Genomic DNA, 16,058 nt, shown 5'->3' on the forward strand with positions numbered 1-16,058 from the left:
TTATGTGTGTTGGAAATAGTACAACGACAAGATAAATTGCCACTACGTCCCAACAAAACCAGGAGGAAAGCCCCATGAGTAAAAATGAAATCACGTGGTCCAACGGTCAATGGAATAGCACCAGCGCACCTTTGATTGGCGCGACCGACCATGCGTTCTGGATGGCCACCACGGTCTTTGACGGTGCCCGTTCTATTCAAGGCCATACTCCGGATCTGGACCTGCACTGCGAGCGCTTGAACCGTTCTGCCCTCACCCTGGGCATGGAGCCGGTGATGACGCCGCAGCAAACCGTGGACCTGGTGCGCGAGGGCCTGAAAAAGCTGCCTCACACTACGGACTACTACATCAAGCTACTGTATTTCGCACCCGGCGGCTTCTTGTTGCCCGACCCGGCCACCACCCAACTGGCCATTCATATTTTTGAATCCCCACTGCCTGCTGACAGCGGCTTTAGCGCGACCTTCAGCGAATTCCTGCGCCCTGATCCGTCCATGGCTCCTACCGATGCCAAAGCCTCCTGCCTGTATCCCAACACCCAGCGTATTTTGCGTGATGCCAGCGCACGCGGTTTTGACAACGCCATCGTGCTGGACTCCAAGGGCAAAGTGGCCGAGTTTGCTGTTGCCAACCTGTGGATTGTGCGTGACGGCGTCGCCCTGACCCCGGCGCTGAACGGCACCTTCCTGAACGGCATTACCCGCCAGCGTGTCATGCAGCTGCTGCGCGACGACGGAATTGAAGTACGTGAAGCCAGCCTGACACCACAAGACGTACTGGATGCCGATGAAGTATTTAGCACCGGCAATAACGGCAAGGTCCTGCACTGCAATCGCATTGACGATCGCCACTACGCCCACGGCCCGATTGAAACCCGTGCTCACGAGCTGTACATGGCCTATACCAAGCGCAACTAAGTCTCAGAAAGTAGCCAACAGCATGGTTGGAAATGGGCCATGTGCCCAATAGAAAAACGGCTCATTATTGAGCCGTTTTTGTTTTTACATCTCGGCAGAAATCGAACTATCGCCCTGCCCCAAATCGGGTGTTTGAGCCCCCTCTGCCTGCGCTTGCGCCTGCTTCATCTGATTGAGCAAGCTATGCAGCATCTCTGTAGACAGACCGTGCAGCACCAAGCGGTAGCCTGCTCGCAAGGTCGACATGGGCACCAAGGGGTGACCATTGTTCACCAGAATCAAATGCTCGGGTGCCTGCAAAATCTTGGCCGCGTAAATCCCGATAGTCTCGTCCAGCTGCAGGGAATTGGCCGCACGCCAGAAGTCGTTATCAGTCAGCAGCAACTGGTACAGGGGTGTGAACAGTTCGATGGCACTTTGCAGATCCATCTTGTTCAGCGGGCCTTGCGGCATATCGTCCAGCGCCAAAGGCACGGGCTGGATCATGGAGAAATCCACGCGTTCCGGCGGGCCGATTTCCTGATTATTGTCCCGCAAGGTCTGATTGAGCCGGATCACGAAATTGAACAGATTCAAATCGTGCTTCACAAAGGTGTGATCGCGCAATTCGTCGATGTTCATGGGGGTGAGCGGCGTAGTCGGCACCTGGGTGGGCGAATTGGCCGCGATAAAGGCCAGCACCTGTGATCCCAAATGGAAGTGACGCAGAATCAACCAGTTGGCCTGTGGCGAGACAAAGCGCTTCAAGCCCCAGACCAGAATGCGATGCAACAGCCCCGAATGCGACCATTTACGCGGCAAAAAGGTTTTAACGACCTGAATCACGATAATCATCAGGCGCGCCAATGGCCGCAGGAATGGCAGCAGATACTGGCGTGACGACGAACTGGAGTCGGCCAGCCAAGCCTGCTTCACTTCATCCGGCAGGGGCGTGCTGCGATCCAGATACAAGGCCCGCCAAGGATTGGGGTCCTGCGGGTCGTGCGGCTTGCTTAAAAAATCCGGGATTTGATCCATGACTTAAAACTCTTTCGCGTATTGGAACTGCATCAGGTACAGGGCGGCGGTACGACGCGCGGTTTCAATAATAATCTGCTCGGCGCGGCCTGTTTCATCACAATCCAGAGCCAGTTCAACGGCCACCAGCCAGCGGGCCAGGTGATGCTCGTCGTTCATGCCATGGTAGTGCAGGAAACGGTACATATTCGGTTCGAGCGACAGCGAGGATTTCAGTAGCGGTAACAAGGCAGGAACAATGCGCTGGCCGGTGCCCTCAATAATGTAAATCGCACCCAGCAAACCAATCGGGTCCTGGCTGGCCGCCAGGGCATGCAAGTAAGCGTTCAGCGCCTGACCGCCGGGATTACGGCTCAGCTGCTCGATCTCGGTCGCGGTGCCACCGGCATGCTGATAGTCCTCGAACAGAATCTTGAAGTCGTCCTGTTCTTCGCCGGCGTGCAAGCGAATCAGCTCGGCTAACGGAGCATAGGTGGGCGACAGGGAATCGCACGCTTCGCGCATCCACTTGGCGCCTTCACGTACCTGGGGAATCCAGTCTGCCATCCACTTTTGATAATCCTGCATGCGGATCGAACCGTCGTGCAGGCTGCGCAGCAAGGGCGTACGCCACACTTGGGAGCGATAGTCGTGCCAGATGGGCGCCAATTGCGTCAGCAGATCGCGCAAACCTTGCGGGGCTGTGGCCGGGTCATGCGGAGGGGCAATATCCACCTGATCCACCGAGGCCGGAGCCGACTGTTTGGCAGACGGGTAAGACACAGCCGGGGCTGGTGCATCGCAGGCTTCTACTTCCAGCAGCATGTAGGCCGTCATGAAGCGGCCTGACTCGGGCACGTAGCACAGGATTTGCTCGCCGGGCGTCAAGGTCCGGTCGCGCATGAACTCGGCCAGCATGATCAGAATGGACGCTGCGCCCGTATTGCCGCGCCAGCGCAGATTGCTGTACCAGCGCTCGGCAGGAATGCCCAGACCAGCCTGTTCCAGCAAATCTGCCACCACAGGGATGAATTTTTCGGAGGAGTAATGGCACAGAAAGTGGCTGATGCGCTCGGGGTCTACCCAGCCATCACGCACCAGTTTCACGTACTCGTGAATGCCGATGTCGAACAAGTGCGGCAGCAGGCGAATATCCTGGCGCAGGGACAAGGCACCGGCCTGCTCGGCGTCGGCCCAGGAATCGTAATCCAGGTGGCTGCGTGTGGAGTCACGTGCGGCACCTAACTGCATGCAAACGGGGTAGTCACCGGAGAATGATTTTTGATGAATCCAGCGCAGGCGCAAACGAACACCGGGCTGAGTGGTGGGCAGCACCTGATCTTGATGGCTAAGCAAAGCGGCACCCGCCCCATCGGACAGCATCCAGCGCAGGAAGTGCGCATCGAAGTCCGCCTGATAGTCCTGCGACGCAAAACGCGATCGGCGGAACAAGCGCGATGGCATTTCACTGGCCACGGCCATGCCGTGACGGTGCGCACCCAGCTCGATCCCCTGGGCAACGGCCTGCAAGGCGGTCACGCCAGCGGCGCAAATTCCGTGGACCGAATGCACCTCCAGTGGAGGAGCGGCCAACTCACCTTGAATGGCATTGGCAAAGCCGGGCATCAACAAATCCCCGCCTGAGGAGCCGCTGGCCAGCAAGCTCACGTCAGCCATGCTCAAACCCGCCTGCTCCAGGCACGCACGCACGGCATTAGCGGCCATGGCCGTATTGCTCCAGCGCGTGCTGCCATCTTCACCAATGGCGTAGTAGCGCTGCTGAATACCGTTCTCGGCCAGAATGCGTTGCTTGATGCGCCCCGAAATACGGTTCAAAGGGGCAATAAAGTTATCCATTGCGGTGTTATCGACCGGCTCTCCGGGCATAAACCACTGGGCCTGATGGATAACAACGTGCTCAAAGGCCACGGGCATAGAAATACTCCTGATTACACGGAATCACGCCGACGCTCCGTCTGGCCCACGGCGTTCAAGGATTGACTGCGGTAGCGGGGCACAAATAGGCCCAGCACAAAAACACGCAGCATATAAGGCACCAGCCCCCCTTCGTTCAAGGCGTCCGGGGTGCGGGCTCGGTATTCGGTGTCGTGCAGCCGGGTCAGCTCGGACCAGTGCGCGCGAGAATGCTCATGGTGGGCCACATGCAGGCCGATATTAAAGAGCAAGGGATTGACCAGGCCCTCGAAATTGCGGGCATAGGCCAGTTGCTCGCCATGACGGCCCTCATGACTGCCATCAGCATGGGCATGTTGCAGATAATTCGTGGTCAGCAGCCAGTGCAAACCGTGCAGCTGCGGCAGGATCACGTACAAAAAGCCTTTTACCGGGTCCAGCGCCAGGGCCAGCGCCCAGCTTCCCAGCCACACGCCGTACTGCGCCATGCAATAGGCCCAGACGCCCGGCCAATGACGGCGCAGGCTACCCAGCCAGCCAAAAATCATGGGGTACAGCGCAGGTACGGCCTCAAAAGGGTGCATCAACCAGCCCAGCGTGTCGTTGGTATCGCCCCGCCAGAAACGGTAGGTGCGGGCCACATCTTTTTCACCATGTTTATAGCGATGGTGATTGCGCCCATGCGCAGGCCAGAACACGCAAGCGGGGTGGCCCTGTACCAAGGTCAGCCAGAAATCCGTCAAGCGATTGGGGATACGCCCCCGCCACATGCGCAGATGATGATGGTTGTGGTTGATGACGCCAACGCCCAGCGTCAGGAACAGCAGCAAGCCGTACAGAATCCAGGAGAAGCCGCCCCGCCAAAGCGCGACCACCAGCACAGGATAGGCAATCAGGTACAGCAGGCTTTGCCAATCGCGCGGCTGACGCAAACGCCACGCAGCGCTCATCCCCGCGCCTCCTCGGGGCGATCGGGCAAGCGGGTGCCAAACAGGCGATCCATAAAGCTGAATTGAAAACCGTAATTGCCGTTGTACTGCGCGTGATGGCGTTGGTGACGACGGCTGGCCGCCAGCCAATGGCGGCTGGAGACTTGGGGGAAAAAGTCGTAATTGGAGTGGCCGATGCTGTTGAAAAACAGGCTGAACAAGGGCACGGACAAGAGCGACCAGAAACTGAAGTCATGCACGACCATGGGCAGCAAAATCACATTGCCCAGCATGATCGACTCCAGCGGGTGGAAACTGTAGGTGGAGAACGGCGTCACCACAACGGAAGAATGGTGCGGGCCGTGATAACGGCGCAACCAGCGGGTATGCAAGAGACGGTGATTGATCCAGAAATGCACGTCGTTCCAGATCACCAGAGCCAGAATTTCCAGAACAATACGGGTCGCGCTGGCATCAGGCGTCAAATGCGCCCAGCCTAGCTGCAAAAAACCCCAGGGAAAAATCATGCCGGTGCCAAAAATCAGAATGGCCGTACCGGATTGCTTCAGTTCCCGGCGCAGTTGGCCAGGACGCAAAGGGCGCGTGTCCAGGGGGCGTCCCCAACCCAAGGCAGGTAAAAGCCAATGTGTCAGCGCCAAGGTGCCTAGTGCAAACAGCACATAAATGCCGCCGAAGAACAATAAGCCCACGCCCATTACCTGCCAGACGCTCAAGGCCTGAAAAGCCTGCCCCATTCCACTCTCTACGTAACAAAGTGCGCTAATGCTAGCGCGGTCAGGAAGATTACGTTTGTTAATTTGGTTACTAATTGCTCACATTCGTCCAGCCCGCCCAAGCAATACAGTTTTGCAATAGCGGGGGCTAATCATAGCGGGGTTTCGCCCCTATCCTTGAAGGCATGCGCTTTCAATCGGAATCCATGCCATGAAAAAGGTCGTCAGCATCCTCAGTCCATGCCCCTCTTTGGCGGGTGACGATGGCCTGGCGGCGCGTACCTTGTTCAGCCATCAGGACCACGCGGACCGGCACAGCCCCTTTCTGCACTTGAATTATGCCGCTCCCACCCCCTACCCGGCCCGTAGCCGTCGCCACAAGGTACATGGCTCCCCGCAGCGCGGCTTTGAAACCGTCACGCTGGTGTATCAGGGCGAGCTGGAGCATCGCGACTCCAGCGGTCATAGCGGCATTCTGGGTCCGGGCGATGTGCAATGGCTAAGTGCGGCCTCCGGCCTGCTGTATCAGGCCAGCCACTCCGAGCCGTTCGCCCGTCAGGGTGGTACTTGGGAAATGGTGCAGCTATGGATCAACCTGCCTGCTTGTGCGAAAACTCTGCCACCCAGCCAGCAGTCTCTGCCCAGCACAGACATTCCCGTTCTGGCCCTGCCCGATCAGGCCGGACAGATACGAGTGATTGCCGGGCAATACCTGGACCAGCCCGGCGCGGCCCGGCATCACAGCCCGCTCCTGTTGTGGGACATACAGATCAAGGCCGGGCATCAAGCCTGTTTTCAGGTGCCCGAGGGCTGGAACACCAGCTTGCTGGTGCGACGCGGCGAAGTACAAGTGAACCAGCAAACGCGAGTGCGCCCCGCTCAGGTCGTGTTGCTAAGCCTGGAAGGCCAGACTATCCGGCTGAACGCCCAAAGCGACACCCAGCTACTGTTGCTGGGCGGCGAGCCCATTGATGAGCCCGTTTTGACCTACGGCTCTTTTGTGATGAATACACAACAGGAAATTACCCAGGCAATTGCCGACTTTGATCAGGGCCGGTTTGGCTGCCTGGGCTGAGCTTTCCCTCTCCTATTTCCAAGCTGCCACGCACCCCGATGGCGGCCCCTGCCACCCCGACCTGACCATCCATCATCACAGCACACTTGCATTGAGCCAGCCCGCATACGATATACTGAACCGTCATCGACTTCCCTTAGACACTATGAGACGCTGGTTCGTCGTCGTCTTGCTTCTTATTCTTCCCCTGCAGGCTTACAGCTCCCACTACCACGCAACCGTGCAAGGTGGTCAATCGGCTTTATTCGCTCAACACGAATCCGATGCAGCCGAGTCTGCGGAACGCCGTGTCTCATCCGCCGATCATCCTCTGCATCAGCTCAGCGCCATTTTGGCGCACACGCCCATGCAACAGTACGCCGATCACGCGGATACCCCCTTGCCCTGCCCGGTTCAGTCTTTTTGGCTGCATGCCTGGCCATCGGCTTGTCCGACCTATTGCCTGCCAGCAATTTGCTGCGAATTTGCCCCGGAGCACCGCCCGCCCCGCGTCTGACGCCTGACGCGCCGCGGCGCGGCGCCCTGCTTCTTTGCTTTTTTGCACTTATTTATCTGTCTAACAGGACAACATCATGGAATGGCTACTCGATCCCAGCATCTGGGTCGGCTTATTAACTCTGGTGGTGCTGGAGATTGTTCTCGGCATCGACAACCTGATCTTTATCGCGATTCTGGCCGATAAACTGCCCCCGCATCAGCGCGACCGTGCTCGCCTGATCGGCCTGTCGCTGGCGCTGATCATGCGCCTGGGTCTGCTTACTATCGTCTCCTGGCTGGTCACCCTGACCACGCCACTGTTCTCCATTGGCCCGCTCAGCTTCTCCGGGCGCGACCTGATCCTGCTGCTGGGCGGTCTGTTCCTGCTGTTCAAGGCCACCAGCGAACTGCATGAACGTCTGGAAGGTGGCGATCATCACTCCAGCACCAACAAGGCCTATGCCAGCTTTGGTGTCGTGGTAGCCCAAATTGTGGTGCTGGATGCCGTGTTCTCGCTGGACGCGGTGATTACTGCCGTGGGGATGGTGGATCAACTGCCCGTCATGATGGCAGCCGTCATTATCTCGATTGCGCTGATGATCTGGGCCTCCAAGCCACTGACCACCTTCGTGAACAACCACCCCACCGTGGTGGTGCTGTGCTTGAGCTTCTTGCTGATGATCGGTCTGACGCTGACCGCCGAAGGCCTGGGCTTCAAGATCCCCAAGGGCTATCTGTACGCGGCCATTGGTTTCTCCATCCTCATCGAGTTCTTCAACCAGATTGCCCGCCGCAGCCTGCAGCGCTCGCAGTCACGCCGTCCTTTGCGTGACCGTACTGCGGAAGCCGTACTGCGCATGCTGAGCAACCGCAAGAATGAAGACAAGGACGACAACGGCAACGAGGGTCAGCTGGAACTGGACGAACAGGCATTCCGCACCGAAGAACGCAATATGGTCAGCGGTGTGCTCAGCCTGGCCGAACGCCCGATTCGCTCCTTGATGACGCCTCGTCAGGAAATTACCTGGCTCAATATCGAGGACTCCGCCGACACCTTGCGCCAGCAACTGCGCTCTACCCCGCACAGCTTCTTGCCGGTGTGTCAGGGCGATCTGGACCAGGTGGTGGGTGTGGCTCGCGCCAAGGATTTGCTGGCCGATCTGGACGACTACCCGCAGGTCAAACTGTGGCCGGATCTGCGTGAGCCCATCATCGTGCACGAACACACCGATGTACTCAGTGCGATTGCCATGTTGAAGCAGTCCAATGGCCAGTTCGTGCTGGTAACGGACGAGTACGGCGCGATTGAAGGCCTGCTGACCCCCATCGACATTCTGGAGGCCATTGCCGGCGAGTTCCCCGACGAGGACGAACAACCTGCCATTCAGCAGATTGGCCCCAATCTGTGGCAAGTGGATGGCAGCATAGACCTGCTCTTGCTGGCCCAAGCCGTGGAAGCGGACGACCTGCTTTTGAAAGACAGCAGCTTCAATTCCGTGGCCGGCTTTTTGCTGGAGCGTCTGGACTCCCTGCCCACGGTAGGGACGGTCGTTGAGGCAGACGGCCTGCGCTTCGAGATTACCGAAGTCAGCCAACGTCGTATTGCAACGGTACACGTCAGCCGCTTGCAGGAACCCGAGCAGACACAAGAGTAAAAGAAAAGGCCCGCTTCACAGCGGGCCTTTTTCAATCAGGCTCGGCTTAAAAGAGCGATTCCGCCAGGCAAGCGCGTCACCGCCACGCCATATAACTGCTGCAAAATGTCCAGCGCCTCAGGCAGATTATCCAGACTGACGGCAAAGCTGACCAAGACAGGGCCTAACGTGGCGTCTCGCAAAATCAGATGTCCTGACCAATAGCGGTTCAGCTCGGCCAGCACCTGCGACAAAGGCTGCTCATGAAAAGTCAGACGGCCCTGACGCCAGGACGGGAAGTCCTCCGCCGCAACTGTCTGCACCGAGCTGATCGCATGGCGTCCATACACCAACTGCTCACCAGCCGCCAGCCGATATCCCTGTCCACCAAAATCCACCTGCGCACTGCCGGACAAACAGGTGACTTCGGTTTTGCCATCCAGATAGCGGATATTGGTACGGCCATTAAAGGTCTGAATGGAGCCAGCACCCGCAAACACCGTACACACCGAGGCCGAGCGCTCGGACTGTCGCACTTCCACTTCCCCATCCAGCAAAGCCACAATTCGCCCCAGATGCGGGTCGTCACCGACGTTCAGGCGACTGCGCGTATTCATATCCAGCCAGACATGGTCCAGCAACTGCACGCGCCGCTGCTCGCCCGCACCCGTGCGATAGTCAGCACGCAAATCAGCCAAGGAAGGCCACAACTGCATAGGAGGCTTGGCGACCAGATACAGGCCACCACCCAGCAGCAAACCGCCCAGCAGGGCGCGACGAAAAGGCTGGTGGCCACGTTTTTTCATCAACTTGGCTTCGCGCAGCCAATCTTCACGATCTTGGGGCATGGCATCCCACATTTCGCGCGCGTGCGCAAAAGCGGATGCATGAGAAGGACTGCGCCCACACCAGCGGCGCAGCTCCCGAGCCTGACGAGAGGTCAGCGAGGACGTTTTCAGGCGGCTGACCCAGGCTCGTGCCTCCTTGTGCAAGGTGTCTTCATCCAGATTCAAGGCATTAGCAGGGTTCATCAACAATCAATTCAAAAAGCACTACACAGGGACTGACAAACGCAATCCAAAACGTTTTATCCAGCCGTTTAAACGGATAAAAACGAGAATTCAAAAGTAAACATAAATTGTCGGAAACTGCAGGCCCTATCGTCAAGCCATAGCCCGTCATAAAGAGTAAAGACGGGCTTTAACAGCACTGCATCAACTGCTGGCGCAGCCAGACATGAGCCGGGTCCGCGTGGCGACGGCTATGCCAGACTTGCTGAAACAAGACCGAGGGAATGGGCAGAGGAGGCTGGAAAAACACCAGTTCAGCCTGTTCGCGCAAGTGCTCGGCACTGCGGCTGGACACCGTCAAAATCAGGTCCGTGCCCGCCAGGACTTGGGCAGCCGCACTCCAATGCGGCAAGGACAAGGCAATCTGCCGTTTAAGACCGAGCCGATTCAGGACGTTGTCGACCTCACTTTCCCCTCCCGGACGCATGGCCAGCAACACATGCGGGCGCTGCAACCACTCTTCCAAAGCAGGGGCTTGCCCGCCGCTCAGACTGGCCCGATCCGCAATGCAGATCAGGTGTTCCTCAAACAAGGTCTGCGCCTGCAAGCCGGCCGGAATTTCCGAGAACACGCTCAAGGCCAGATCAATCTCGCCATCCCGCAGCTGACCCTGCATGGCTTCCCGGCTGGCCTGGCTGACCGCCAGCCGAATACCCGGTGCGTCACGACGCAGGCGGCGCATCAACGGTGGCAAGACAATTTGCGCGCCGTAATCCGACATGGCCAAGCGAAATTCACGTTGTTCACTGGCTGGATCAAAGCCACCCGCATCCAGCAGGCCATTGAGCTGCTGCAAAGCCTGCTCCAGAGGACGCTGCAACTGCAAGGCCAGCGCGGTCAGCTCCAAGCGGGAACCGCGGCGTATCAACAAAGGATCGTTGAACACCTGGCGCAAATGAGCCAAGGCATGACTGACGGCAGGCTGGCTTTTGTGCAGGCGCTGGGCAGCCCGCGTCACATGCTGCTCGGTCAACAAGGCATGCAGGCTCAGCATCAAATTCAGGTCTATACGGCGCAGTTCATCCATAGAACGAATAATGACTGTGCACACTATTAATTTCAATAAGAATTGCGAATAGTGCAAGATAGAGCTTTGATTCTTATGGAGATACGCTCATGCCCGGTCCCGCTTTGTTCAGTATGTTGGTGGCTGTCTTTGCCGGTTCGGCCGTGCCGTTTCAAGCTGCCAGCAATGCCGTTCTGGGTAAGGTCCTGGGGCATCCGCTCTGGGCCACACTGGTGTCGCTCTGTATCAGTGCGGCTCTGGTGCTGCCCACAATCTGGCTGATGCGCGCCCCCGCTCCCCTGACCGCGCAACTGGCGCATGCCCCCTGGTGGGTATGGACGGGTGGCGTTGGCGGGGTCATTTACATCAGCGCCGCCCTGATTCTGACGCCACGCATGGGCGCCGCCAGCTTTATTGTCTGTGTGGTGGCCGGGCAAATGCTCAGCTCCATGCTGATCGACCACTACGGTTTGATGGGTCTGACACCACGCCCGGTACATATGGGACGCATTCTAGGCGTGCTGCTGATTTTGGCTGGTATGGGCCTGGTGCAATGGTTTACGCCTTCCGTAGCTGCGGCGGCTGAAAGCAAAAGCGCCACTGCAGATCAAAGTGGCGCTCAGGAAAACAATCCAAGTCTGACTCAACGCGCTGGCGCTGACAACAGCACCCGATCTTGATGTCGCTTAAGCGGACGCCTCGGTCGATTTGGAACGGAACTGGCTGCACCACCAGAACCCGGCCGACAAGGCAGCCGCCGACAACATGCCCAAGGCCAACAACAAGCCGCTATCGAACAGCAGCGGAGCCACCACACCGGAAACGGTGGCGAACAAAAGCATTTGCCAGGCACTTTGTACCGAGGAAGCCAGGCCGCGCATGGTGGGGAAGGTGCCCAAGGTCACCACCGTCATGCCCGGCAAGGCCATGGACATGCCAAAGGCGTACACAAAAATAGGCATCACGGCCCACGGCACCTCTGCCTGGAACAGGAGGTTGTACACGGTATTGAAGGTGGCGCCAGCCAGCATGATGGACAGGCCCAGACGAATCATGCGTGCCGGGGCCAGCTTTTCAGCAAAGCGGGCATTCAGGATGGAGCCACCCAACATACCGCCAATGAAGGGCAGGAACAGCCAGGCAAAGGCGGTTTCTGTCAGACCCAGCACATCAATCACAAAGCTGGCCGCCGACGAAATGTACAAGGCAAAGCCGCCAAACGCACAGGCAATGGCGGAGATCGCCAGCACGAAGCGGCCATTGCTCAAGGCCCGTGCGTAATTGGCCAGAATCACCCACAGCTTCAAGGGCTGGCGCGAGGCCACGGGCAAGGTTTCAGGCAGTTGCCGCCAGCACAGCGCAATCAGGGCAATACTGAGCACCGTCAGCATCCAGAACACCGAGCGCCAGCCCGAATAACTACTTAAATAGCCGCCCATGACCGGTGCAAGCGCCGGGGCCAGACTGAAGACCATCGTGATGTGGGCAAACAAGCGCTGAGCTTGCACCCCTTGTACACAGTCGCGCGCCAGGGCCTGACCGACGACACGCCCGGCACCTGCCGAACAGCCCTGGATCAAACGGAAGAACAACAGCCAGGAAAAGCTGGGGGCCAGCGCCGAGCCCACGGACCCGATCAGGAACAGGATCAGGGAGGCCAGAATCACGGGACGCCGCCCGAAGCTGTCGGACAACATGCCCCAGAACAGGCTCATGAAGGCAAAACCAAACAGATACAGACTTAAGGTCTGCTGAACCATTGACTGGTCAACGGAAAATTCAACACCGATACGGTGAAATGACGGCAGATAGGCATCGGTAGCAAAAGGCCCCAGCATCGCCAACGCCGCCAACACCAAGGTCAGCTTGCGGTAATTCATAGATAGCTTTGGAAAACAGGGAGGGCGCCAGAATCAGCGCAGGGATAGGGGCATGGTACCCCTTAACCGGACCGTACGGACACATCCGCACGGTGCACAGTGTATCAAACGATATAAAGCGGATCGAGCCAAGCCGCTTTCATGCTAGCTGGCCCGGTAGCCACTTGTCTGAAAAAAAGATCAGCGTCTGCTCGGCGACGGCGTACCAAAAGCCTCGCGGCTGGTCTGTCCGAAACCGCTTTGATGCAGCAGGCTGCGCTCAATAAAGCGGCTGACCAGGGAGCGCACTTCCGGCAACCACGGGCCTTGGTCAAACACTTGCGGGAACTTCATGCTGAACCAGGCATAAAGGCTGATCTGCTTGCTGAGCAATTCGGCGTCTTCCAGGCGGGAGGGGCTGGCGGATTTCAGCCAGGACGGCGCCGGTGGCAAGGCCATGGGGCGTTGTGCCACATAGGCAGACAGGCAACGCTTGAAGTAATCCAGCTCCGTATCCTTATCCACGGACACCGGCGCGCAGGCAAAGGTGAACTTCTCGCGCAAATCCAGCTTGGGAGCCAGGCGGTCTACACAAAAGCCCAGCTCGATGGCGTCTTTCAAGCCCGCTGTCTGAAACAAGGGGCTATCGGAAGCCACTTTCTGCGCAAAGTACTGCAACACAGCGCCGATATTGTTGTTATCCAGTAAAGAGGCCAGCGCCTGCACGTGCTCGGGGCTGGGTGCAATGGGCAAGCGCAAATCCACGCTGGGGGCGTCGCTTTGCAATTGGGTACGAATATGGTTCAGATCCTGCTTGTCCATCGCCCCCACATAGCCTTTGGGGTACAAGCCATAGCGGCCTGCCCGTCCGGCAATCTGGCGCACTTCGGTTGCGTTCAAGGCTCGCATGGAGCGGCCGTCAAACTTGTGAACCGTAGAGAACAGGACGCGGCGAATCGGCAGGTTCAAGCCCATGCCAATCGCATCGGTGGCTACCAGCACATCGGCCTCGCCTTGGGAAAAGCGCTCGGACTCGGTGCGGCGCACTTCCGGAGCCAGCGCGCCGTAAATGGTGGCGACTTTCCAGCCTTGGGCGCGGTAACGAGCACTGAGCGTCAGTACGTCCTTACGGGTAAAGGCCACCACCGCGTCGCCTTTGGAAACACCCTGAGCTTCACGCTGACGATCTTTGCGCCCCCGCCACGGCGCTTTATGACGCCCTTGCTTGCCTGTTGCTCGTGGCGGCTCCACTGGGTAAGGCATGACCTCCAGGGGAGTTTTGCGTTCGGTAAATTCCAGCTCCATGGTCTCTTCCATGGAGCGCACCAGACGCTCGCACGGACGCAGGACGGAAGCATCACCACAGACAAACAGGGTACGGGCCGGAACACCGACCAGGGCTGCCGTCCAGGCCCAACCGCGCTGCTCGTCTTGCAACATTTGAATCTCGTCCAGGACGGCCACACGCACTTCCATCGTGGGGTCCATCATCTCGACCGTGCAGGCGGTGTGCTGGGCACCGGGCACCATCACGCGCTCTTCGCCCGTCACCAGATTGCAAGGGATACCAGCATTCATCAGGCGATCGCGCACTTCCATGGCCAGCAGTCGCAGTGGGGCCAGATACACGCCGGATCGGGCTTCCATCAAAGCTTCCAGGGCCTCGTGCGTCTTGCCCGAATTGGTCGGGCCCAAACGGAACACCAGATGGCGGCGGATGCCTCGGGCCAGGCTGAACATTTCCGGGAAGTCGCCCAGGCGCATCAAATCTTGAGCGCGCTGCTGCTCCACACTTTCCAGGATGCGGCGCACCGGGCCATTGAGCAGACGCTTTTCAAAATCCCCGGCCTCGATTTCTTTTTGCTCGATGCCCTCTTCCAGAGCCATGCGCAAGGCTTTGGCCAGTTCCAGAAAGGACGAGCCATCAATCAGGGGGCGCTGGGTTTGCAAAAACGCATCCAGCGAATCTTCCAGACGCTGGGACAGACGGTTTTGAGCTGCCGTGTTGAACAAGACTGAAACACGAGCGGGCAATCGATCCAGCTCCGAGCCGGTACGTGGCAAAGGCACGGCAGCCTGCATACGCACATTGGCGCGCCAATGCTGACGCTCGCCCGCTACGGGCACATTCACCGCCAGCCACAAATCCTTGTGCCACCACAGGCGCAATGGATCTTCCGGGTCAATTTCGTAATCGCACGCTTCTTGCTTCTTGATCTGGTTCAGCACTTGTTGCTGACGCCATTGTGTACGCGCACGGTCAGCCGCTCGCTGGTACTGCGCACGTTCACGATTGCTCAAGCTGCTGGCGTATTGCTCGCGCCATTGCTCAATCTGGCTTTGATCAATCGCTGCCAATAAATCCGGGTGATGGGCAACACGGTCACGGCCGCCAGCGGCTCCGCCACGCACTTCCAGTTTGGTACTGGGCAAACGGCGATCAGCCAGCCATAGCTCGTATTCCTGACGAGTAATGCCCAGCAAGGCCATCGTTTCTTCCGACCCTATGCACTCCTGCTCCCAAGCCCAACGCTGCTGTCGTTGCTCTCTCTGACGCTCCTGGCGTTGGGCTTGAGCCTGCAGCAAAAACTCCTGCTGCTCGGCATCCAGCTTGAACTCCTGGGTCAAGACAGCGGCACTGGCATTGCGGCCATACACGGTCATGAACCAATGGGCAGGTTCCCCGGCTTGCAGGCCCTCGAAGGCCTCCAGGGTGATGCGTTGCGGCTCGCAACCTTGCTCTTTCAGCCAGGCTGTCAAACGCTCCTGGGCCTGATTGAACTTGCGCTGTTTGTCGTTTTGTTCTTTTTGACGCGCTTGTTCACGTTCTTTTTGGGCCTGCTCCCAGCGCTGACTGCGTTGCTCGCGATCGCGCTGTTCGGCCTGTAACTGCCACAAATAGGTCTGCGCCAAAGGCATGGACTGCCAGGCCTGCACTAAAGCCTGCAAGCGCGGGCCGCGCTCGGCTTCGGGCCAGTTCTCGCTTAAAGGCAAGGACTGGGAGGCTATCGCTCCGGCCAATTGAGCGCGCTGTTCAAGCAGTTGCTCACGCAAGGCTTCATAAATATCCGCTTCCAGCTTGTCCACGCTCATTTGATACAGCAGGCGCAGGGTACGAATCACGACCTCGGGCACACCTTGGGACTGTAAACGCTGGTCCGCATCCTTCAAACCCAGTTCGGCAGCGATGATCTGATTGAAAAAGGCGGCGTCCTGCGGCAAGCGCCAGGCTTTCAGCCACACGCGCCGTATGCCTGCCCGGTCCTGAAAACGCGCTTTCTTGGCGACCTGACGAGCCACACCTTCCAGACGAGGGTAATCCAGCCATTGAGGATGGAGCAGCAAGCCCGCTTGAGTGGGAACGGGAGAATCGGAAACAGACGAAGCGCGACGCGCAGCCATAGGGCGGGGACCTGAAAATACGGGAAGAAGAGAACGAGAAAGGCA

At 58.5% G+C, this 16,058-nt stretch carries 13 protein-coding genes; 5 read left to right on the forward strand and 8 right to left on the reverse strand.

The window, feature by feature from the left end:
* The first annotated feature begins 74 nt into the window (after positions 1-74).
* The gene (locus MID00_RS06430) at positions 75-917 is read left to right on the forward strand and encodes a branched-chain amino acid aminotransferase (RefSeq protein WP_009462769.1); all 843 of its coding nucleotides are present in this window, start codon (positions 75-77) and stop codon (positions 915-917) included.
* Positions 918-1,001: 84 nt separating this feature from the next.
* Here the strand turns inward: MID00_RS06430 and MID00_RS06435 are convergent, their stop codons facing one another.
* Genes MID00_RS06435 through MID00_RS06450 form a run of 4 tightly spaced genes read right to left on the reverse strand, consistent with a single transcriptional unit; the run spans position 1,002 to position 5,511 of the window.
* Positions 1,002-1,934, reverse strand: a complete 933-nt coding sequence (locus tag MID00_RS06435) for a hypothetical protein (protein ID WP_254500031.1) — start codon at positions 1,932-1,934, stop codon at positions 1,002-1,004.
* A gap of 3 nt (positions 1,935-1,937) precedes the next feature.
* A complete protein-coding gene (locus MID00_RS06440) occupies positions 1,938-3,848 on the reverse strand; it encodes a beta-ketoacyl-ACP synthase III (RefSeq protein ID WP_254500032.1) in 1,911 nt (636 codons plus the stop codon).
* Between the two features lie 14 nt (positions 3,849-3,862).
* A complete protein-coding gene (locus MID00_RS06445; protein ID WP_254500033.1) occupies positions 3,863-4,777 on the reverse strand; it encodes a fatty acid desaturase in 915 nt (304 codons plus the stop codon).
* Positions 4,774-5,511, reverse strand: a complete 738-nt coding sequence (locus MID00_RS06450; RefSeq protein WP_254500035.1) for a sterol desaturase family protein — start codon at positions 5,509-5,511, stop codon at positions 4,774-4,776. The genes MID00_RS06445 and MID00_RS06450 overlap by 4 nt, the downstream gene beginning before the upstream one ends.
* Before the next feature lie 190 nt (positions 5,512-5,701).
* Here MID00_RS06450 and MID00_RS06455 point away from each other — a divergent pair, with 190 nt between their 5' ends.
* The 3 genes from MID00_RS06455 (at position 5,702) to MID00_RS06465 (ending at position 8,697) form a co-directional block, all read left to right on the forward strand.
* A complete protein-coding gene (locus MID00_RS06455) occupies positions 5,702-6,565 on the forward strand; it encodes a pirin family protein (protein WP_254500037.1) in 864 nt (287 codons plus the stop codon).
* Between the two features lie 145 nt (positions 6,566-6,710).
* Positions 6,711-7,061, forward strand: coding sequence for a hypothetical protein (locus MID00_RS06460; RefSeq protein ID WP_022983384.1), 351 nt, complete (start codon positions 6,711-6,713; stop codon positions 7,059-7,061).
* 76 nt (positions 7,062-7,137) lie between these two features.
* Complete coding sequence (locus MID00_RS06465) at positions 7,138-8,697, forward strand: TerC family protein (RefSeq protein WP_021447067.1); 1,560 nt, start codon at positions 7,138-7,140, stop codon at positions 8,695-8,697.
* 35 nt (positions 8,698-8,732) lie between these two features.
* Here MID00_RS06465 and MID00_RS06470 read toward each other — a convergent pair whose 3' ends face one another.
* Together MID00_RS06470 and MID00_RS06475 are read right to left on the reverse strand one after the other, a co-directional pair.
* On the reverse strand, positions 8,733-9,707 hold the full coding sequence (locus MID00_RS06470; protein WP_254500039.1) for a FecR domain-containing protein: 975 nt from the start codon (positions 9,705-9,707) through the stop codon (positions 8,733-8,735).
* 169 nt (positions 9,708-9,876) lie between these two features.
* On the reverse strand, positions 9,877-10,773 hold the full coding sequence (locus MID00_RS06475) for a LysR family transcriptional regulator (RefSeq protein WP_009462789.1): 897 nt from the start codon (positions 10,771-10,773) through the stop codon (positions 9,877-9,879).
* An 89-nt stretch (positions 10,774-10,862) separates the two neighbouring features.
* Between MID00_RS06475 and MID00_RS06480 the strand changes: the two genes are divergently transcribed.
* On the forward strand, positions 10,863-11,432 hold the full coding sequence (locus MID00_RS06480; protein WP_254500040.1) for a DMT family transporter: 570 nt from the start codon (positions 10,863-10,865) through the stop codon (positions 11,430-11,432).
* A 6-nt stretch (positions 11,433-11,438) separates the two neighbouring features.
* Here the strand turns inward: MID00_RS06480 and MID00_RS06485 are convergent, their stop codons facing one another.
* Together MID00_RS06485 and MID00_RS06490 are read right to left on the reverse strand one after the other, a co-directional pair.
* Positions 11,439-12,632, reverse strand: a complete 1,194-nt coding sequence (locus MID00_RS06485) for a multidrug effflux MFS transporter (RefSeq protein WP_250756611.1) — start codon at positions 12,630-12,632, stop codon at positions 11,439-11,441.
* A gap of 180 nt (positions 12,633-12,812) precedes the next feature.
* Entirely contained in the window at positions 12,813-16,013 is a 3,201-nt protein-coding gene (locus tag MID00_RS06490) for a DEAD/DEAH box helicase (protein ID WP_254500042.1), read from the reverse strand.
* Positions 16,014-16,058: the final 45 nt, after the last annotated feature.

It is taken from the genome of Alcaligenes sp. NLF5-7 (assembly GCF_024266725.1).
GTDB classification, from domain to species: Bacteria; Pseudomonadota; Gammaproteobacteria; order Burkholderiales; family Burkholderiaceae_B; genus Alcaligenes; species Alcaligenes phenolicus.

Bases quoted from the DNA above. Each gene is read 5' to 3' on its own strand.
- MID00_RS06430 (WP_009462769.1), top strand. From the start codon at position 75: ATGAGTAAAAATGAAATCACGTGGTCCAACGGTCAATGGAATAGCACC.
- MID00_RS06435 (WP_254500031.1), bottom strand. From the start codon at position 1,934: ATGGATCAAATCCCGGATTTTTTAAGCAAGCCGCACGACCCGCAGGAC.
- MID00_RS06440 (WP_254500032.1), bottom strand. From the start codon at position 3,848: ATGCCCGTGGCCTTTGAGCACGTTGTTATCCATCAGGCCCAGTGGTTT.
- MID00_RS06445 (WP_254500033.1), bottom strand. From the start codon at position 4,777: ATGAGCGCTGCGTGGCGTTTGCGTCAGCCGCGCGATTGGCAAAGCCTG.
- MID00_RS06450 (WP_254500035.1), bottom strand. From the start codon at position 5,511: ATGGGGCAGGCTTTTCAGGCCTTGAGCGTCTGGCAGGTAATGGGCGTG.
- MID00_RS06455 (WP_254500037.1), top strand. From the start codon at position 5,702: ATGAAAAAGGTCGTCAGCATCCTCAGTCCATGCCCCTCTTTGGCGGGT.
- MID00_RS06460 (WP_022983384.1), top strand. From the start codon at position 6,711: ATGAGACGCTGGTTCGTCGTCGTCTTGCTTCTTATTCTTCCCCTGCAG.
- MID00_RS06465 (WP_021447067.1), top strand. From the start codon at position 7,138: ATGGAATGGCTACTCGATCCCAGCATCTGGGTCGGCTTATTAACTCTG.
- MID00_RS06470 (WP_254500039.1), bottom strand. From the start codon at position 9,707: ATGAACCCTGCTAATGCCTTGAATCTGGATGAAGACACCTTGCACAAG.
- MID00_RS06475 (WP_009462789.1), bottom strand. From the start codon at position 10,773: ATGGATGAACTGCGCCGTATAGACCTGAATTTGATGCTGAGCCTGCAT.
- MID00_RS06480 (WP_254500040.1), top strand. From the start codon at position 10,863: ATGCCCGGTCCCGCTTTGTTCAGTATGTTGGTGGCTGTCTTTGCCGGT.
- MID00_RS06485 (WP_250756611.1), bottom strand. From the start codon at position 12,632: ATGAATTACCGCAAGCTGACCTTGGTGTTGGCGGCGTTGGCGATGCTG.
- MID00_RS06490 (WP_254500042.1), bottom strand. From the start codon at position 16,013: ATGGCTGCGCGTCGCGCTTCGTCTGTTTCCGATTCTCCCGTTCCCACT.